The sequence below is a fragment of the Leptospira fainei serovar Hurstbridge str. BUT 6 genome, from assembly GCF_000306235.2.
Lineage (GTDB): Bacteria > Spirochaetota > Leptospiria > Leptospirales > Leptospiraceae > Leptospira_B > Leptospira_B fainei.
On record NZ_AKWZ02000003.1, the window covers coordinates 57,532 to 75,707 of the forward strand.

An 18,176-nucleotide genomic window follows, 5' to 3' on the forward strand; every position below is an offset into this window, starting at 1 on the left:
TATGATTCCATTTTGAACTGAATGCGATTGATAATAGTCAAACGGAATTTGAATATTTGAATGGATTAATAATCAACTTCGAATATCCTATTTAACAGCTTCGCAAATGTTTCGTTAGGTTTATCGAAGGAATAGATATGAAAGATTTTGAAATAATTCGTAACTCTTCTCAGGGTAGTGAGATTGGGACGGAAAGTTCTAATCTGAAAGAGACTCCCGAATACGAATTTGTTTGTCCTATGCACGAGCAAATTGTTCAAAGTTTTCCGGGAAGATGTCCAATCTGCGGTATGAATTTAATTAAACGGGAGAAATCCGCAAAGTTCGACGCTTTATCCTCCGGCTTTGTAAAAGCTCGTACTAAGTCCGCCGCTTCCAATACTCTTACGGTTTCTAAAAAACGAGAGTATGTCTGTCCGATGCATCCGCAAATTCGTCAAGACCGGCCGGGCGACTGTCCGATTTGCGGCATGGAATTGGTTCCGGAAAGCGGCATTAATGAGGAAGAGGATGGTTCTGCTCTTCGTAATTTGTTTCGTAAGATGATTTTATCCTTTTTTCTTTCGTTTCCTATCTTTTCATTAGCAATGGCAGAGATGCTTATTCCGCACGAAGTCTCTAAGATTACATTCGGTGCGGGAGATTGGATTCAGTTTGCGCTATCCTCGATAGTTTACTTCGGCCCTGGATATTTTCTGATTCAAAAGGGAGTGAAATCCTTTATTTCAAGAAAATTGAATATGTATAGCTTGATCACGATCGGTGTGAGCGCTGCCTACTACTTTTCATTAGTGGCTATCTTCTTTCCGGAAATATTTCCCGAATCTGCACGGATGCATGGTAAAGTCGGTCTTTATTTCGAAGCCGCAGCGGTGATCTTATCTCTTGTTTTATTAGGAGAATATCTACAAGCCCGCGCTCAAAGGCGAACGGGAGATGCGATTCAAAGCTTGTTGGGCTTATCACCTAAGACGGCAAATTTGGTTCTAGCCGACGGAACGGAGCGAGAAATTCGAATAGAAGAGATCAAGGTGGGAGATGCCATACGTGTTAAACCGGGAGAAAAAATTCCCGTGGACGGCGTGCTTGAGGAAGGGAAAAGCTATGTCGACGAATCGATGCTTACGGGAGAGCCGATCCCGGTCGAGAAAAAGGAGAGTGATACCGTTTTTGGAGCGACGACGAACCAAACGGGAACTTTTGTCTTTCGGGCAAAGAAGATCGGTTCTGAAACGGCCCTATCTCAGATTGTACATATGGTGGAGCAAGCGCAAAGGAGTCGCGCTCCGATTCAAGGAGTAGCAGATCGAGTCGCAGGGTGGTTCGTTCCGTTCGTTCTTTTCATAGCATTCTTAACCTTCTTGATTTGGATGATTTATGGTCCTGAGCCGAGGTTATCTTATGCAATCCTAAATTCGATTTCGGTTTTAATCATTGCGTGCCCTTGCGCTCTCGGTCTTGCCACTCCGATTTCGGTCATGGTTGGAGTCGGAATCGGGGCAAAAAACGGAATTCTGATACGAAATGCGGAATCGTTGGAAAAGGCCGAATCGGGTTCGGTGCTCTTTACGGATAAAACAGGCACTTTAACGGAAGGACATCCAAGCTTGACGGATATTTTTCCAGAACGACATTCGGATAGAATATTAGAAATAGCTTATTCGTTGGAGTCTAAAAGTGAACATCCGATTTCCAGGGCAGTCGTTCGCAAAGCATTGGAAAGAGGCGTCGGGTTAACGTCAATTAGGGAATTTTCGTCGTTAACCGGAATCGGTGTAACGGGAAAAATCGGGGAAAGGTCGATCTTCGTCGGAAAAAGAAACGGTTGGACCTCCGTTATTCCTTCCGAAGAACTCTTAAATAAAGAGGAGGAGTTCTTACAGCAGGGAAAGACGGTAATTTGGGTCGGAGAGCAGAATGAATGGGCGGGAATTATCGCGATTACCGATCCGATAAAAAATACGACATACGAGGCCGTTTCCATTTTGAAATCGCTTGGAATTCGAATCGTAATGTTGACGGGAGACGCAAAGATTTCCGCTTCTAAAGTTGCGGCTCAAACTGGAATCGCAGAAGTGTTCGCCGAATTGACGCCGGAGGGAAAACAGAAAATTGTAAAAGAGAATAAGAACGGTAAGGATGTTCTATTGGTTGCCGGCGACGGTATTAACGATGCTCCGGCTTTATCGGAAGCCGATGTCGGAATTGCAATGGGTTCGGGAACCGAAATTGCGATTCAAAGCGCCGGAATTACTCTTGTCAAAGGCGACTTATCAGGGATCGCTAAAGCGATACAGTTAAGCAAGGCTACTATGCGAAACATTTACACGAATCTTTTCTTCGCGTTCGTCTATAATTTCTTGGGAATTCCGATCGCTGCCGGTTTACTTTATCCGACGTTCGGAATTTTGTTATCTCCAATGATAGCGGGAGCAGCCATGAGCTTCAGTTCGCTCTCTGTAGTGATAAACGCTCTTCAATTGAAACGAGTCAAACTTTGATTTGCCATTTTCAGAGCGAAGATGCGTAATAAACGGTTTGAAAATCCGGATCTCGCAGAAAATTCTCCCGATGTTGACCTAATTCGATCGGAGAAATTGCGATTAAAATGCTTAATAAAGTTATCATATACATTCTATTTTTTTTATTCCTGTCCGGTTGCGGTATTTTTGTGAAAAATCAACATCAAACTCGAGGCTCGAAAGTACAAGTTTACTTGGAAGAGCAAATCTCACAAAACAATACCCCCGGCATTCAATATGCTGTGGTCAAAGCAAATTCGGAGATTTTTCGTTTCAACGGAGGATTGGCCGATATAGCATCCGGACGTCTCATAAGCGATAAAACTACTATGATGATATATTCGATGTCAAAAACGATCACCGCTATCGCCGTACTGCAATTGGCGGAGCAGGATAAGCTCTCATTGGAAGATCCGGTAACTAAATATTTGCCGGATATTCCGTACGGAAACCGACTTCGGATTCGCCATTTACTTTCTCAAACTTCAGGGATTCCGAACCCGCTTCCATTGCGATGGGTACATCTCGAAGAGGAAGAGGGTTCGTTCGATGAAATTTCTAATTTGCGAAAAATATTGGAAAAGAATCCCGGCTTGGATTTTGTTCCGGGACAGAAATACAGCTATTCGAATATTTCTTACTGGTTATTAGGTCGAGTTATCGAGAAAGTATCGGGGTTAGAATTCAAAGAATATATCCGTAAAAATATATTCGACCGTCTGCATATTCCGAGGAATGAGGCCGGTTTTACGATTAACGAGCAGGAGGCTTATTCAAAAGGATATTTACGAAGGTGGTCCTTCATAAATCTATTTAAGAAATTTCTAATTGATCAAAAGTTTATCGGAGAATATGAGCAAAATTGGCTTCGTATTCGCGACCACTATGTTGACGGTCCGGCGTTTGGAGGTATAATTTGTACGATTAACGCGATTGTCTCCGTTTTACGGGACCTTCTGCGGGAAAATTCCAAGCTAATCGGATCCGAAATGAAACACCTACTTTTTAAGCAACAGACGAATAACAAAGGAGAGCCGATTGAAATGACGCTCGGTTGGCATATTGGCAAACTCGATCAGGTGAGTTTCTTTTATAAAGAGGGCGGAGGAGCCGGTTTTCACAGTGAAATGCGTATATACCCGAAATTTAGGATTGCCACAGTGGTGCTTACAAATAACGGAATTTTTGACACTAGATCCTTGTTGAATACTATCGATAAGGAGTTCCTCAAATAAGAATTTCAGCTCGAAATGAAATTTAGTCGAAATAAAAACCGCATAAAAACTATTCGATCTTAATTTGCTCTTCAAGAAGTTTAGCAACTGAAAGTCTTGCGGTTTAGCGCGTATTTTTCTGGAAATTTTTTATCCCTTTCGAAAATTTCTTGAATTTGTAGAATTCGATCCTTCATAGTCTAAGGTTTCCATGCAGTTGAGTATGGAAATAAGTAATTTTGTAGAGCAACGGCCAGAGAGAGCGGTAAGGGAAATGAGTTTTACGACTAAATATTATTCACGAATTCTATGCTGCATATTCAGTGCAATTGCTCTGCTCTGTATCTCCTGTATCGGGCAAGATATACAGGAAGAGTTTTATAAGGTTAGAGGAGATAAGATCAAAAGAGAGGACGCGAAGCAACTTTTGACTGGTGATATCGCCGCACTCCAACAAAGATGTCCGCAGTTTGCTAGCTCCGGATATAACTGGACAGTGAGCTATACGTTAATGTTTGCAAGCACTCCTTGCGGAGGTCCGAGTTCCTCATCAAGCTCATCCTCGAAATCATCTAAACCGACATCCGCTCAGCAGAGGCAGGCGGATTCCTTAACAGGGTGCGCAGATTACGATTATCTAGATAGATCTTCCGTCAATACATGTAGGCTCCTGATTCAGAATGATCCCTGTGGAGCTCCAACTTGTAACGGCTGTAATGAACCTGCCGCCACATCGAATTACAGATTTTCAACCTTTGCATTATGCTCAGGGGCTTTGCGGGCCGATTTTTCATTTCCACTTTTCTTATAAATCGAAAGATAGAATTTTCGATTTATTCGTAGGTTATTTTGCGAAATATCCGGGCAACAGGATGAAAAAAAAAATTTCTTTCGGGAAATTCAAACTTACGGCTTTCTATAGGCTTTCGGAAAAGCTAAAGCTCTGTAGGACGGCCCGTTCTAAATAATGATTGTTTGCAGTATAATATTAAATTGAAAAGTGAAACTAAACTGAAAAAAATCGGATAAAGGTGATCTATGAAAGAATGGTCCGTCCTAAAGAAATTTTCGGTCATACTATCCTGCCTGGCGCTGCTGTTCGTATTATTGTCCACGATCGGTTTGTTTCGCATTCCGGAAACGACAGGGACCGATCCGAATTTACCGAGGACAAGTATAAACGGTTATCCCTTTTACACGGAAAAATACGGTAATCCGAAGAATCCCTTGATTATCGTACTGCACGGCGGTCCCGGAAGCGATTTTCAGTATTTGAAGGAATTAAAACGATTATCCGACGAATATCATGTTCTCTTCTACGACCAAAGAGGAAGCGGTAGATCGGCAAGAAACGATCATATGAGTTTTGCCATCGAATCGTTTCTCGAAGATTTGGGTGGCATGATTCGAATCCATTCCAACGGTAAAAAGGCGATTTTGATCGGGCATTCATGGGGGGGAATGCTCGCCACCGCCTATATATCAAGATTTCCGAATGAAATTGATGAAGCAGTAATAATGGAACCCGGCATGTTGAACCAAAAGACTGCCGTCGAGTTTCTGACGAAAGTGAAACAAGTCCAAACTAACCTCGGTCTTTCCAAGATGGCGGAAATTGCATTAATATTTTCTAAATCTATTTTCGTTAAATCAAAAGACGGCCATGAGATGAAAGATTACATTCTTACAAAAATGATGGGAATGGGTAAAGGGCAACCTTATCAATGCGAAGGAGAATCTCTTCCGGAGGGGGCGTTTGTGAGAGCGGGATACTTAGCGTTCAGCAAAACGATATTTCCCTTGATGGATGATCCCAAAAAATTCAATTATAACCTGGCTGAGGGGATAAAATCGTTTAAAGGTAAAATTCTGCTACTTAGCAGTGAATGCAGTTTTATCGGATTCAATTATCAAAGGGAGAATCATGAATCTCTTTTTCCTCCCGCGACGACTCATCTCCTGATACCGGGAACGGGCCATAATATGATCACGCTTAAACCCGATGAGAGCATCCGTAAGATTCGAGATTTCCTGAAAAAATAAGCAAAATACTCAACAAAAACAGAACCTTTTTTGTATAATGGAAAAATGGAACAGAAAATCCTGAAAATCTTGCTTACGATTTATATACTCTACTCCTTACTTAAATTTTATGAATTCTTCTTCCGGAAAGGGGATGCAAAAATGAAAGGATTAGAGCTCGTGTATGAAAAGGGCGGCGGAAGAATAATCCGCATCTTCGATACGGTCATATTGCTTCTGATGATTGTTTTCATGATCTTGCTATTCGCTTCGGGTGTGGAATATCTGAGTTTCACCACGGGTCTTTTGGTGGGTATGACAATCATTCAAGTTTTTTTCCATCGATTCTCAGATCCTCTTCCGCCGGAGAAATCGCCGAAACCGCCGCTCACTGCCCTTAAATTAATGTCGTACTCGATTCAGGCGAATCCTGGTAAAGCTTGGCGCGAATTAATTTTAATGACAATAATCTTCCTCTGGTCCCTTTACATGCTTGCGACTAAAGGCTTCGATCTTTTTTGATAGTATATTCAGAATTTTGATTACTGTCGATGAGTCGAATTTCTAACTGAGAGAAAAGAAAGAGATAATTCCATTCATTAAACTATGTCAAAACGAAATAGGAAATATTCCGTAGTTAAATCGAGCGGAGAGATTTCGGATTTTTCCGAGGAGAAACTTAGAACATCTTTGCACAAAATCGGAGCGCCGAATCGTGTAATCGAACGGATTGTTCGGGAAGTAAGATCAATGAATCCGAACGAATTGCCGACTAAGGATATCTATAAACTGGCTTATGCAAAATTAAAGGAAGAATCCCCCGTTTTCGCGTCCAGATATCATTTAAAAAACGGAATTATGGAACTGGGTCCCTCGGGATATCCATTCGAAGGCTTTGTTTCGGAAATACTCTCCCACCAAGGTTATACGACGACCGTCGGTCAAGTGGTAAAAGGCTATTGCGTAAACCATGAGATCGACGTCATAGCTAAGAAAGAAAATCGACAGTTCATGATCGAATGCAAATATCATAATTTACCGGGAATCGTTTCCGATGTAAAGATTTCATTATATATTTACGCCAGATTCCTGGACTTGGAGAAAGAATGGGAAAAATTGCCGGAGCAGAGAGAAAAATTTCATCAAGGTTGGATCGTTACTAATACGCGGTTTACTACCGATGCGATAAAATTCGGCCTCTGTTCGGGTATGCACTTAATAAGCTGGGATTTTCCCGAGCACGAAAGTTTAAAAGTTTTGATCGATTCTATGGGTTTATATCCTGTTACCTGCCTTTCTACCTTGTCACGCCGTGAAAAAAGCGCCTTACTCGATCTTAAAATAATCCTTTGTAAAAATTTATACGCCAATCCCGAAGCATTAAAGCAAATCGGAATTTCGAAGCAAAGAGAGTCCATGGTTCTCGCCGAGGCGGAAGCTCTGTCTTCGAAGAGAATTCCATCGGGAAGGAACAAGGTGCGGAGGGGAGAACTTCAGAGGCGGCGCCGATAAATCGTTTGGATATTTAAAGTTGCTCGAAATAATAAATGCGGTTATTGCGGATGACGCTCTACTGAATCCCTTAAACCGATAGCCTCTCCGCGCTTATCGAACGGGTAGTTTGCCAAGCAAAATAATTGCTTTTCAAATTTGATGAGGTGGAATTAACCTTTTGCCATGCGTCATTTTGTCGGATTTTCGCAAGGAGAAGCGAATGAAAATAGATTATTGCTATAGTGAAATTATTAGTTTGCTTTTTAATAAGTTCAGATTAATTTTTGCCTTCGAACAAAATGGATAAATTTCGATTAGATTGGAGTCATATGAAGAAAATATTAGCTATTACAATTTTATTATGCATGTCGTTCCTCGCAAGCGCTTGCGGAAAAAGCAAAATCGGAGGAACAAAAGGTGTGATTAATTTTCTTTCCGGAAGTGTTACTATACAGAGAGGAGGACAGACTATAAAACCGGTCGTCACCCAGGAAATTAAAGCAGGAGATATCTTGACTACCGGGGATAAATCGGTCGTGATGATCGTCTTCGGAGAGAATTCCTCCGTGCTGGAAATTCAGTCGAATTCCCGATTCAACTTTAATGATATAGATAGCGAAAAAGTTTTCTTTCAGGAGAAGGGAAGTTCCTGGATTTCGACGGATAAGCTTTTGAAGGGAGAAGGCGTGACTTTACAAACGCCTACGGTAACCGCAGGTGTTAGAGGAACTAAATTTTATACCGGTATCCACGAAGATATGACGTTTATTTGTCATTGCGAAGGGAAGGTAGAATCGGAAAATAAACAAAGTCATTCGAAGAAAATCAATGATGGGGACTATCTGTCCGTGACGAAAGGAGCTAAAACGATTTATATAACTCCGGAAGAGTTGCAGAAATTAAATATGCCCTATGGTCACAACCATAGCGAGTTAGAAAACTCACCGGTGGGTCATCAGAGTACGATGAGTCCCGAAGATGTGCAGAAAATGATCGAACTCGTTAAGAAAAAGCTAGCGTCGAATTGACTCGAAAATGGGAGGTTTCAAATTTCGGCATTTGCTATGCGACTCAGAGACCGTTTTCATCGGCTTTGAGTCGCATGCATTCGATATTTAGAAACCTCGCCGCTATATTAATTTAGGTCGTCTCTTCTCTTTAAGCGCCGTCATCGCTTCAAGTAAGTTGGAAACGACTATCGGATCCTCCAGGCTTTTCCTAGTAAATTCTAGATTCTCCTCGAAGCGACTTATAACGGCTTTGTTCATGGCCTGTTTAGTTCTCCTATACGCGCTGGGGGCGATACTTAGAACCTCTTCCAATTTTTTTATAACGATTTTTCTCAGGTCGATACGAGTAGTTGCAATTTCGTTGATTAGATTAATTTCTTTTGCTTCCGGCGCTTTATAGAGCTTTCCCAAAAGGCACATTTCGTTTAAACAACGAGGGTCGACTGTTTCTCGAAGTCGTTCTATAAAAGTTAACGGTAACGGTAACCCTACTAGTATTTCGGTAAAGGCGATTCGTCCTTTGCCTTCCAGCATGTATCTAAAATCGCAAGCTAACGTCATGACGGCTCCTCCACCCATCGCGTAGCCGGTTACTTCTGCAATCAGAGGTTTGTCGAATCGCAGCAAGTGGCCGAAGGAAATTACAATTTGTCCCATTTCTTCCGAAAGCCTCTCCTTCGGAGTATTAAGGATATTCTCGGCATCCACGCCGTTGGAAAAAAATTTTTCGTTATCCGATGTCAGGACTGCGGCGCGAATACTATCATCGGCCTGGATCTCCTGAAGAATTTTCTCCAGTTCGATTAAATTCGATCTAGTTAGAGAATTTTGCTCGTTCGTCTGGATTTTAATAAATTCGGCACGACCATTTTTAAGTTCGATCTTTTCACGCAAATAATTCATAGGACAAAAATTATTCGGCTGGATCGGAGTTATCTACTCAAAATTTTCCGATAGATACCGAAATATCCTGGATTTTGGAATTTATTCGGGAGATGAACGAATTTTATCCGAATAAATTTATAGTTAATCGGAATCGAACGACCTTTCTCGCCGTCTTTTCTGTCAGATATACAATGCTTTCGCAGCCCGGGGAACGTACAAATTCTTTAAAGATAAGTAAGTCTCGGTTTGAAGGTGAAGCTCGATTCCAACCGTTCGGAGATCAAAGACTGTTATGCGAATAACTTCGATCCTAAATTATTTTTGTAAATATTGCACGGTGGAGAAAATAAAATCCGTCATCGTTACTTTATTTAACTGGACTATCGGATTTAATCCTTCGTTCAAGTATGAAATGAAAAATTCAAGGCTGCCTTTTTATCCCGTTGCGATTGTTCGTTCGATTTGCCTCGTCGGACTTTTAATAATCGTATCGGATTGTTTACCGGGTACTCGTCATACCGGGTCAGATTCTAAACCAGGTACCCTCGAAATTTCCGAGCTAGAGAAAGTCCGAATCGGAGGCGTTGATCAATGGCTGTTTTCTCAGGGTAAAAGTCGCAATAATCCTGTTCTTTTGGTCCTGCACGGAGGGCCCGGCGCTGGATCGATCGGATTTGCTCGTTATTTTTATACCGAACTGGAAAAGCAATTTATAGTCGTAAATTGGGATCAACGTGGAGCCGGTAAGTCTTATTCCTTATTCATGTCCGATGTTACACCCGAAACGTATCTCTCGGATACTCACGAAGTCATCTTATTTCTGAAACGAAAGTTTAATGTTCCTAAAATTTACCTAATGGGACACTCGTGGGGAGGTTATCTGGGTGCGATAATCGCGAATCGTTATCCTGAGGATTTATTCGCGTATATCGGAATCGGACCTGTCGTGAACGGAGAGCAGAGCGTTGCGATTTCCTATAAGTTTGTTCTCGAGAACGGAAGCAAAAATCCTGAAATATCCGGTAAGGTAAAAGATTTAACGCAAGAGGAATATTTAAAAAACCGAAGGTTTTGGTTGAATCAGTTCGGAGTCGGACTATTTCACGATACTCAGCGCTATGACGAGGATCGATTTCTACGAGGTCTAATGGAGGATTCTCCGGAATATTCGATTTTTGATATGATAACCTATCTTCCGGGAATATGGAGGTCTTCTTCGAGAATTCGTCCATATTTTTTTCAGATGAACCTGTTTAAGGAAGCGCCTTCGATTCGAGTGCCGGTTTATTTTTTTACCGGAAAATACGATTATTATAATCCGGAAGAGATTCTTGTGAAATACGTAAACGGACTTGAGGCGCCTAAGAAAACTTTCCATTCATTCGAATGTTGTGCACATGCGCCGCATTTCGAAGCGATTGCCGATTTTGCCGAGCAGATGAAACTTGTAAAACTTAATACGTATACGAAATAATCGAATACCGGTTCGAAATGAAAGATTTCGATTCGAAACTTATCGGAGGTCCTTAATGATAATTGATAAATTGTTTAAGATTTATTGATATGTTTCCCGGAAGAATTTCCAGATTTCTTCAGAAGCATTCACTTCCTGGGTAGGCTTTCCGAGGTTAATTCCGAACAAGCTCCGTCTCTCGTTTCCCGGCCACTGATGACCGGCTCCGATGATTTTATAAAGGCGGGCTTTAGTTTTCCCGGCGCAGTTTTCATATGAGCGAATTTCTAACGATGTTTCGTCGTCTTTATTATCGAGATTGGTTATTAGAGGAGCAGGAGAGCATCGATTCCAATCGGCCCAGCGCGTTATCGATTCTTCGGCGCCTATGATCTCCCCGCCATCCAAAACGAAGCCTCCGAAGAAAGGAACGATCGGATCGTCTGTACCGGTCATGATCGCCACCGAAATGGGCAAAGATGGATGATGTTTTTTTAAAACAGAGATAGATAATTGAGAGGAAACGCTTACGCCTGCCTTAAAGAGAGATCCTTTTTCGGACAATAATCTTTGTGTCATGAATCCACCGTTGGAATGGCCGAAAATAAATACTTTTGTCGGATCTATATTGTAGTTTTGTATCATATAACTCAATAAAGATTCGATGAATAAAACATCGTCGATTTGCTCCTTATCGGCGGGAGTCCTTCCTCTGCCATCCGCCCAAGATCGTTTGTAACCGTCAGGGTAGACGGCAATAAACGTTTCTCTTACTGCGATAGAATTTAGTTTGGATTCGGACATGATCTGCTTTCCGGATCCGAGTCTGCCATGCAACGCAATGACTAGCGGTTTTTTGGGAGCTCCATCGTTCAGTGTGAACGGGTTGAAAATAAGAAACGATCTTTCCCTTTCCTGAATGCGTATCGAATGAGAAGTAACAATGTCTCTCGAATGTATTCCGTTTTGTTTTCGAACGCAATTCGAAATCGAAAGGAAAAATAGAATGGCTGTCATCGCAACGATCTTTTTTTTCGGATGAACTCTTGTACCCGAATCAGCTTGGTGTTTTAGGTTACTAATCTTTCTTAGAATGCAAACCATTTTGAAGTTTCTCCATTCTCCAAGATTCTCTTATACTTCCGTGGAATGCTACGGATGGCCAAAAAAAAGGACTCAGGAATATCATCAATAAACCTCGATACTGGCTGAGTTCGAGTCGGTACTCCGACTCCGAAATAAGGGATTGGTTCGAATAGATCCTGTAGGAGATTCGATGGTTAGCGTTCGTGTGATAAGGGATTAAGCTTAATGTGAGAACGCTGAATATTAAATTATTGAAGTGAAGTCCGGCGGATTTATAGATAGGAGGTTTTTCTTCCAGTATAATTTCGATCGTATTTTCCGACAAATCATCCGATCGGATTCCTGATTCGATCATTTCGTTTAATAGAAGTTCTTTTTCGGAATCATAATGCGTAAAACCGGTAAACTCCAGCTTCGCGCTTCGAACCATAGTTCCTTCGATCGGATTCTTTTCTACTTCCGGGTTAGATCGAAAGCCGACGCAAGAGTTTGAAGCAAATAAGGCGATACAGAGAATAAATTTCACGTTAATAAAGACCCTCCGAGTCCTTAAGGAATTTGAGCGTAATGTTTTCGATGATTGCGTCCATTTTTTCCTCGTCGTCCATCCAGGCTAAACCGAACGATAGCCATCCGAGGATGCCGAGTGTTTTAAATGAGTAGGAAAACTCGCCGATCTTAGCGTTATTTTTCCAGATTTTGTATATTATGTAATCTTGATTCTCGTAAAAGATAGGAAAAATTAAATACGTTTGGTATGATAGGATCCTGTTCAGCAGGAATAACGAAAAGCGACCGGGTTTTTTATCTACGGCCCAGGATACCGGCTGCTTTTGTTCGCCCAACAAAATCGAAAACCTAGGAGATTCGGCGGATATAATTTGAATTTTGACTTCACTTCTGGAATTAACGTAGGAAGAGATATTTCTGAAAGCGCCGCTCCCATGAAATGTTCGTAAAATCACCGACGCAAGCTCGGTTCGATCCTTGTTTTCCCATCCTATGAATTCATATGAGATGTCCTTTCTTCCCTTGGCGAATTCCGGACGAGATTTCGGCAAATCACCGATAAAGAATGTCGAGCAATTGATCAGTATTAGCGGGAAAAGAACTAATCTGAATGGAAGAAGAATTTTTTGAATCTTGCGAAATACACCCTCCACATCGTAGAGATAGGTTTTAGCCGGCGGTATTTTTGATCTCAAGAATACTTCCCCCTACGGAAGTAAAGTGTAGCTTCCATTTCTGAGGCAAGTAAATAATAAGCGAAATTCCACTGATGTTAAAAAATCGGATAGGACAAGGTTAGAATCGAAAGTATAAGGGAATTCTTCTCGTTAGTATGCTAGTCGATTCTACTGGAAACGATGGAAATTGCCGAATTTCCTCCTCCTTAACGATGTTCCGACCAAACTCGATTACGTATTCTGCTTAAAGAGACTGGAGTAATTCCTAAATAGGAAGCTATATGATGTTGAGGTATTCGTTTGATAATTTCCGGATAATTTCTTACTAGATCCAGATATCTTTCTTCCGGCGTGTCCTTTATTCGAGATAGAAATAATCTTATATAGTTATTGACCCTTGAAAAAAGAAAATCAATTAAATAATCTTTGAATTCTTCGTGCTTACTATATAGCGTCCATGCGTCGTCTCGATGCAAAGCGATTAGTCGGGAAGGTTCGATGCTTTCCAGGAAAAAAGGACTCGGCGAAGAGGATCTAATGCTTTCCATTGAGGTTACTGCCTGACATTCGAAGAAAAATTGAAACGTGATTTCCTTATCGTTATCGTTAAATCCTGAGCGGAGGCAACCTTGATCAAGGAAGTAAATATATTGCGCCACTTCTCCTTGACGCAGGAGTAACTTTTTTGCAGGAATGCTTTTTTCTTTGAACATATGTTCATATTTATCCCAATGATCTGCAAAGAAGGGAAAATCCGATTTTATCTTTTCTAACATATTAATCGATGCCTGCCGGTCTTTTAACGACAAAATCAAAGCAAAAGTATTTCCGAAATCATCTATATCGAATTAATTGCAAATCTCAAGCTTAATTAGTGCTTTCTTGTCTATCGATCGCAGGTTATAAGTTTATTTGCGCCGTAAATTGTCGGTTTGGAATCGCAAGGGTAATCCTACTTGACGAATTCAGAATAATCATCGATCGTTTTTATATGTTTCTTCTAAGTCAGGAATCCGGTTCTCCCATTCTAATATGGCCAGAATTTTCGTGGACTCCGGTAATCAACGGGCTAATTTTCTTGGTTTTCCTGATTACCGCGATCTACTTCGTCCAAAAATCGATTAATCGAAGGAACCAAAACGAAAAATCATTCCAGCAGAAAATTTTAGCGAAGTTACATTTGCACGAATTCAATAATAAGGAAGTGAACCTTTTTCATGATTTTTTAGATCGGATTTCGTTTGCGGAATTAAAGCAGCTTGCCGAGGATCCGGCCTGGTATCAAAAATATTTTCTTCCGGAATTTCTGCCGTTTCTTGCTAATCATAGTAACCTTCCGACCTGGAAGGACGTTTTACTTGTGCAATCGTTGGATCATTTGATTCAGACTTCAAGTCCTTTGCCGAAGAATAATTTTCAGGCCCTTTTAGCGTCCGATTCGGAAGAAAGTTTTCCGACGATATTGGAAGTTCATGAGATAGATGAGAATTCAATCGGAAAACAGATTAAGGCAAAGGTTTACACAAAGCAAGGAACACATCCGTTTGCTCTGACAAGATATGAAAAGGTTAAAATATATTTTCGGAATGCGGATAAAAAATGGTTTCGATCGGATGCAGTATTGATTTCCCAGCAGGATTCGAATATAGTTCTTCAAATCAAGAGCTTGCCCGAACTGGACGAGAAAAAAACGAAAGAATGGGTGGAAACTCCTAAAGGAGATTCACTGAGTCCGAAAAGTCCGGATGTTTTTCCCGAAGAATACAGAGGCAGCCTTTCACAAATATTAGCCTATTCAAGCTTACCCCCGAGTGTTTGCGAGCAAATTAAGAATTTAGTGAAAGGATATAAAGATCATCCGGGTTACGTTCGGAATCGGCATAATCCGGAAGATTATAAAGTATTAATTCGTTTATACAAAGCTTGTTTCCTGAAATTCCGATCAGACATTTCGGACGTCCCGAAGCCGGTCATACTTTTTTTGTATTTCTTTTTCTTGGATGAAACAATTCTTTCCGGAAAAAGAATTCAAGAGCTGGAAGTTTCTATTCACGAGCTAAAATCGTCCATCAAAGATCCGGTAGCCCCGGAAATTAAGCTCGCTCTCCACCTTCTACCCGACTGGTTAAATCTTATCCTTGCCGGAAAGAAGACTCCTTCCAGAAACCAAATGGGTCAATCCTACGATCAGGTTCAAAAATCCGGTTTGCTTTGGAATAAAGAGCCGGAGGTTAAGAATTTACAAGATAAGGAATACTTATTACATCTTCTCGATTGGGAATTAGAGAACACCTTACACGCGGGCTTACTTGGAATATCCTTAAATCCGAGTCAAGCCTATCCAATTTTATCGGAAGACCAGTTTTACGGAGATACGAATTCCAATCTTCTTTTTCCGAAGAAACTTTTATTTAACGCCGACTTGGTCTTAAAAGTCGATCCAGGTTTATTTTATAGGGAAGTTAGGTCGAATTCTGCCGGAAATACGAATCAGCAGGATTTGATTCGTAAGGAATTTTTCGCCGATTGTATTCTTTTGCCGTTCTCGGGTAATAGAGGCGTTTTTTGGCAGGATGCTTCGAACGGAAATTTGACGAATAGTAGGCTTTTTTTCCCGACGATTTTAAATGAAAACGTTACTTTGGCGATCACGAAGGCTATGGGTGAATTTCGTTGGGAAACTGAAAGATCGTTTCGCGGAAGAAAGTGGAAAGAGCCAATTCCGTCCACGCTAACTTCCGAATATTATGATTATCTGGAGAATTTTCGGAAAAACCCTAATCTGACAATTGATGCGAAAAAAAGGATCGATCAGCAATGGATAAAAGTAAGGCATAATATAAAGGATATGTTTAGTATCGATTATGCTTACTGGATTCTATTCGAAGGTTCGGGAAAACCGAGATTAAATAGGACAGCGAGAGAGATCCTGGCTCGATTTATTCCGATTAGCATAGTGCGATAGAGAGGATCTTGCACGAGCGATTTGATTTTTCATAAATACAGTTCCCATTTTTCTTCGATCAATCCGGTATTCCAATTATCATTCCGTTTCGATTCCGTACATACGAAATGAAATCGCTTATAAAGATTGCGTGCGGCGTGAAGGTGATTCAACGTCCATAGCGATATTTGAGAGTAATGATTTTGACCGTATTCAATAGCTTTAGAAAGTAGATTCTTTCCGATGCCAAGGTTTCTATACTTAGGTTCCGTATAAAGCCATCGAATCTGGCCCTTCTCTCTGCCGACCTGTAGCAAAGCGACGGCGCCTACGAGTTGATGATTGCATTCCGCAATCCAGATTTTATCCAAGGAGGATCGGTTTTTTAAGTAGTCTGATATTCCCTGAATCACATATTCTTCGAAAGACTCATTAAAATCGAATTCGTTCGCATAGAGAATCGCGTGTCGATAAATGATATAACCTAAATCGCCGATATTTTTTTCTCTTATGGAGACCGCCATTTCGGTTTGCGAGAGAATTTTCCTGATCGTATCCATCGAGGACACAAGATTACTCCTATCCGTATCCGAACAATATGCAATCATATCAGAGATTTCCCGCCTGGAAGCTTTGTTTAACTGAGACAAAGCCTGCTTTCCTCTTTTTGTTAGATGTAAGTTTAGAATTCTTGAATCTAATTTATTTTTCGTTCTTGTGATTAGGCCGTTTTGCTCGAACTTTTTCAGCGTTCTGCTTAGATACCCTTTGTCAATATCGAGTAAATTGGCTAATTGACTGGCTGTGCATTGGCTTTCCTGACCGATTTCGAATATTAAGCGCGCTTCAGTTAAAGAATACTTGCTATCGAGAAAGCGAGTATTCAGTAACCCTAAAGCGTTCGTATAATATCGATTAAAATCTCGGATTATATCGATATATTGTTCCATACGACTGCTACCACTAACGAAAAATTATTCTATCAAATATAGTTGCTAAAAGCAACTAAAAAGAAAATAAAATCCGCGATATAAGTGGATAGAACGCGAATGATTCTCTTTGAAAAACGGTCGATTCGTCAGTTGGAGTATATTTAATGCCGATCATTTTCCCTGACATCGATTGGAATTTCCACAGTTCGGCAAAAGTAAATAAGGTGCCCTGTTTCTAAAAAACCGCCGGTTCACCCTGAAAAATCTGCCAGTCACTTCATTGTTATAATAGGATCTATCGACATATGGACAATGTTGTCTTTCTTTGCGGAATTAGGATCGGCACAAACGGAGATAGGCTTCATTTTATTATGGGGCTGCGGATCCGAGTTATCGCCTCGCCATCGGAAGGATTCGCGAGCTCCTGGATTGGTTAGCCAAACAGCAGGCGGTTCGCCCGGTTTAGACGAATCCTACTTTGAAAATGATATTATACTTAATCTTTACAATGCATTCTAAAATTATAAATAATATTTTTGAATAGATAGATGTAGAACTCCGTATATCTGGACCGGCAAGAGCGTCAGAATTTTCTGATTCGTCCATAAGTGGATTCTTTTCGGAGACTCTATCGGAAGTGTACTAGATTTTTTCTGCAGTAGTCATTCGGGTCTGGTCAAAGAAAAGGGAAGAATTCTTCGTTTCGGATTCGATTCGTTTTATGCTGCAAAAATGATTTGCTTTTGCGGTTCTTTCTATCAACATCGTTGTTTTTATGAGCGATGTCGAAGTAAAGATAACTAGCACTCCGGAAAATTATAAAACGATTCTTAAGACTTACCTACATGAGTTGATCGCGGATGAATCCAAAGAAAACGGAGGCCAGGGGCTGGGTCCTTCTCCACACGAATATCTGCTTCTTGCCTTAGGTGCCTGTACGAGTATCACCTTACGAATGTATGCAGAGATAAAGAAAATGGATCTTCAGAATGTTTCAGTCGAACTGAACCTGACTAAAGGGAAGGATCATACTGAAATTGAACGTATCGTTACTGTGCAAGGTAATTTGAGCGAAAAAGAGCGGGAAAGGCTATTACATGCGGCAAACGCTTGTCCAATACATAAGGTGCTAACATCTCCGATTCAGATTGATACAAAACTTGCTTGAGGGAAAATCTTGATGAAAGACATTACAAAAAAATATAATAACGGGGAAATTACCGTGGTCTGGAAACCCGGGATTTGCGTTCATTCAGGAATTTGTTTTCGCGGGTTGCCGGACGTCTTTGATCCAAGGAAATCCCCCTGGATTACACTCGAGGGAACTCTTTCCACGGATATCGTCGCACAAGTGCAGAAATGTCCGTCCGGAGCGCTTAGCATTGAACATACCTGAAACTTTTTGAATCGGTATTATCGAAGCGATT

18 protein-coding genes are annotated in these 18,176 nt (G+C 41.0%); 12 read left to right on the forward strand and 6 right to left on the reverse strand.

Features of this window, described 5'->3' with window-relative positions:
• The first annotated feature begins 137 nt into the window (after positions 1-137).
• The 7 genes from LEP1GSC058_RS04420 to LEP1GSC058_RS04450 all read left to right on the forward strand — a co-directional run bounded on the left by LEP1GSC058_RS04420 (position 138) and on the right by LEP1GSC058_RS04450 (position 8,280).
• Entirely contained in the window at positions 138-2,501 is a 2,364-nt protein-coding gene (locus tag LEP1GSC058_RS04420; protein ID WP_016548698.1) for a copper-transporting P-type ATPase, read from the forward strand.
• Between the two features lie 107 nt (positions 2,502-2,608).
• Positions 2,609-3,757, forward strand: a complete 1,149-nt coding sequence (locus LEP1GSC058_RS04425; RefSeq protein WP_016548500.1) for a serine hydrolase domain-containing protein — start codon at positions 2,609-2,611, stop codon at positions 3,755-3,757.
• A gap of 253 nt (positions 3,758-4,010) precedes the next feature.
• Positions 4,011-4,547: a hypothetical protein gene (locus LEP1GSC058_RS19875; protein WP_084680370.1), complete on the forward strand. Its 537-nt coding sequence runs from the start codon at positions 4,011-4,013 to the stop codon at positions 4,545-4,547.
• Between the two features lie 227 nt (positions 4,548-4,774).
• On the forward strand, positions 4,775-5,779 hold the full coding sequence (locus tag LEP1GSC058_RS04435; protein WP_016548319.1) for an alpha/beta fold hydrolase: 1,005 nt from the start codon (positions 4,775-4,777) through the stop codon (positions 5,777-5,779).
• A gap of 45 nt (positions 5,780-5,824) precedes the next feature.
• Entirely contained in the window at positions 5,825-6,280 is a 456-nt protein-coding gene (locus LEP1GSC058_RS04440) for a hypothetical protein (RefSeq protein WP_039948021.1), read from the forward strand.
• An 84-nt stretch (positions 6,281-6,364) separates the two neighbouring features.
• Complete coding sequence (locus tag LEP1GSC058_RS04445; protein ID WP_016548462.1) at positions 6,365-7,270, forward strand: ATP cone domain-containing protein; 906 nt, start codon at positions 6,365-6,367, stop codon at positions 7,268-7,270.
• 281 nt (positions 7,271-7,551) lie between these two features.
• The gene (locus LEP1GSC058_RS04450; RefSeq protein ID WP_039948022.1) at positions 7,552-8,280 is read left to right on the forward strand and encodes a FecR family protein; all 729 of its coding nucleotides are present in this window, start codon (positions 7,552-7,554) and stop codon (positions 8,278-8,280) included.
• 102 nt (positions 8,281-8,382) lie between these two features.
• Here LEP1GSC058_RS04450 and LEP1GSC058_RS04455 read toward each other — a convergent pair whose 3' ends face one another.
• The gene (locus LEP1GSC058_RS04455; RefSeq protein WP_016548368.1) at positions 8,383-9,165 is read right to left on the reverse strand and encodes an enoyl-CoA hydratase/isomerase family protein; all 783 of its coding nucleotides are present in this window, start codon (positions 9,163-9,165) and stop codon (positions 8,383-8,385) included.
• Positions 9,166-9,439: 274 nt separating this feature from the next.
• Here LEP1GSC058_RS04455 and LEP1GSC058_RS04465 point away from each other — a divergent pair, with 274 nt between their 5' ends.
• The gene (locus LEP1GSC058_RS04465) at positions 9,440-10,621 is read left to right on the forward strand and encodes an alpha/beta fold hydrolase (RefSeq protein WP_016548685.1); all 1,182 of its coding nucleotides are present in this window, start codon (positions 9,440-9,442) and stop codon (positions 10,619-10,621) included.
• 81 nt (positions 10,622-10,702) lie between these two features.
• Here the strand turns inward: LEP1GSC058_RS04465 and LEP1GSC058_RS04470 are convergent, their stop codons facing one another.
• From LEP1GSC058_RS04470 to LEP1GSC058_RS04485, 4 genes are all read right to left on the reverse strand, one after another.
• Positions 10,703-11,704, reverse strand: a complete 1,002-nt coding sequence (locus LEP1GSC058_RS04470) for an alpha/beta hydrolase family esterase (protein ID WP_016548393.1) — start codon at positions 11,702-11,704, stop codon at positions 10,703-10,705.
• Positions 11,679-12,212 carry a hypothetical protein gene (locus LEP1GSC058_RS04475; protein ID WP_016548326.1) on the reverse strand — a complete coding sequence of 178 codons (534 nt, stop codon included), beginning with the start codon at positions 12,210-12,212 and terminating at the stop codon, positions 11,679-11,681. The genes LEP1GSC058_RS04470 and LEP1GSC058_RS04475 overlap by 26 nt, the downstream gene beginning before the upstream one ends.
• A 1-nt stretch (position 12,213) precedes the next feature.
• On the reverse strand, positions 12,214-12,891 hold the full coding sequence (locus LEP1GSC058_RS04480) for a hypothetical protein (RefSeq protein ID WP_016548632.1): 678 nt from the start codon (positions 12,889-12,891) through the stop codon (positions 12,214-12,216).
• Between the two features lie 188 nt (positions 12,892-13,079).
• Positions 13,080-13,649 (reverse strand): Crp/Fnr family transcriptional regulator, encoded by a 570-nt coding sequence (locus LEP1GSC058_RS04485; RefSeq protein WP_016548577.1) that lies wholly within the window; start codon positions 13,647-13,649, stop codon positions 13,080-13,082.
• A 215-nt stretch (positions 13,650-13,864) separates the two neighbouring features.
• Here LEP1GSC058_RS04485 and LEP1GSC058_RS04490 point away from each other — a divergent pair, with 215 nt between their 5' ends.
• Positions 13,865-15,838, forward strand: coding sequence for a hypothetical protein (locus LEP1GSC058_RS04490; RefSeq protein WP_016548375.1), 1,974 nt, complete (start codon positions 13,865-13,867; stop codon positions 15,836-15,838).
• Between the two features lie 29 nt (positions 15,839-15,867).
• On the opposite strand, the gene LEP1GSC058_RS04495 is transcribed toward LEP1GSC058_RS04490, so the two are convergent.
• A complete protein-coding gene (locus LEP1GSC058_RS04495; RefSeq protein WP_016548560.1) occupies positions 15,868-16,767 on the reverse strand; it encodes a bifunctional helix-turn-helix transcriptional regulator/GNAT family N-acetyltransferase in 900 nt (299 codons plus the stop codon).
• 294 nt (positions 16,768-17,061) lie between these two features.
• On the opposite strand from LEP1GSC058_RS04495, the gene LEP1GSC058_RS20270 reads away from it, so the two are divergent.
• From LEP1GSC058_RS20270 to LEP1GSC058_RS04510, 3 genes are all read left to right on the forward strand, one after another.
• Positions 17,062-17,268 carry a hypothetical protein gene (locus tag LEP1GSC058_RS20270; protein WP_039948023.1) on the forward strand — a complete coding sequence of 69 codons (207 nt, stop codon included), beginning with the start codon at positions 17,062-17,064 and terminating at the stop codon, positions 17,266-17,268.
• A gap of 256 nt (positions 17,269-17,524) precedes the next feature.
• A complete protein-coding gene (locus LEP1GSC058_RS04505) occupies positions 17,525-17,917 on the forward strand; it encodes an OsmC family protein (protein WP_016548430.1) in 393 nt (130 codons plus the stop codon).
• A gap of 12 nt (positions 17,918-17,929) precedes the next feature.
• Entirely contained in the window at positions 17,930-18,145 is a 216-nt protein-coding gene (locus LEP1GSC058_RS04510) for a (4Fe-4S)-binding protein (protein ID WP_016548418.1), read from the forward strand.
• Positions 18,146-18,176: the final 31 nt, after the last annotated feature.

Bases quoted from the DNA above. Each gene is read 5' to 3' on its own strand.
- LEP1GSC058_RS20270 (WP_039948023.1), top strand. From the start codon at position 17,062: ATGTTGTCTTTCTTTGCGGAATTAGGATCGGCACAAACGGAGATAGGC.
- LEP1GSC058_RS04510 (WP_016548418.1), top strand. From the start codon at position 17,930: ATGAAAGACATTACAAAAAAATATAATAACGGGGAAATTACCGTGGTC.
- LEP1GSC058_RS19875 (WP_084680370.1), top strand. From the start codon at position 4,011: ATGAGTTTTACGACTAAATATTATTCACGAATTCTATGCTGCATATTC.
- LEP1GSC058_RS04435 (WP_016548319.1), top strand. From the start codon at position 4,775: ATGAAAGAATGGTCCGTCCTAAAGAAATTTTCGGTCATACTATCCTGC.
- LEP1GSC058_RS04490 (WP_016548375.1), top strand. From the start codon at position 13,865: ATGTTTCTTCTAAGTCAGGAATCCGGTTCTCCCATTCTAATATGGCCA.
- LEP1GSC058_RS04455 (WP_016548368.1), bottom strand. From the start codon at position 9,165: ATGAATTATTTGCGTGAAAAGATCGAACTTAAAAATGGTCGTGCCGAA.
- LEP1GSC058_RS04450 (WP_039948022.1), top strand. From the start codon at position 7,552: ATGGATAAATTTCGATTAGATTGGAGTCATATGAAGAAAATATTAGCT.
- LEP1GSC058_RS04445 (WP_016548462.1), top strand. From the start codon at position 6,365: ATGTCAAAACGAAATAGGAAATATTCCGTAGTTAAATCGAGCGGAGAG.
- LEP1GSC058_RS04505 (WP_016548430.1), top strand. From the start codon at position 17,525: ATGAGCGATGTCGAAGTAAAGATAACTAGCACTCCGGAAAATTATAAA.
- LEP1GSC058_RS04485 (WP_016548577.1), bottom strand. From the start codon at position 13,649: ATGTTAGAAAAGATAAAATCGGATTTTCCCTTCTTTGCAGATCATTGG.
- LEP1GSC058_RS04440 (WP_039948021.1), top strand. From the start codon at position 5,825: ATGGAACAGAAAATCCTGAAAATCTTGCTTACGATTTATATACTCTAC.
- LEP1GSC058_RS04420 (WP_016548698.1), top strand. From the start codon at position 138: ATGAAAGATTTTGAAATAATTCGTAACTCTTCTCAGGGTAGTGAGATT.
- LEP1GSC058_RS04465 (WP_016548685.1), top strand. From the start codon at position 9,440: ATGCGAATAACTTCGATCCTAAATTATTTTTGTAAATATTGCACGGTG.
- LEP1GSC058_RS04470 (WP_016548393.1), bottom strand. From the start codon at position 11,704: ATGGTTTGCATTCTAAGAAAGATTAGTAACCTAAAACACCAAGCTGAT.
- LEP1GSC058_RS04425 (WP_016548500.1), top strand. From the start codon at position 2,609: ATGCTTAATAAAGTTATCATATACATTCTATTTTTTTTATTCCTGTCC.
- LEP1GSC058_RS04495 (WP_016548560.1), bottom strand. From the start codon at position 16,767: ATGGAACAATATATCGATATAATCCGAGATTTTAATCGATATTATACG.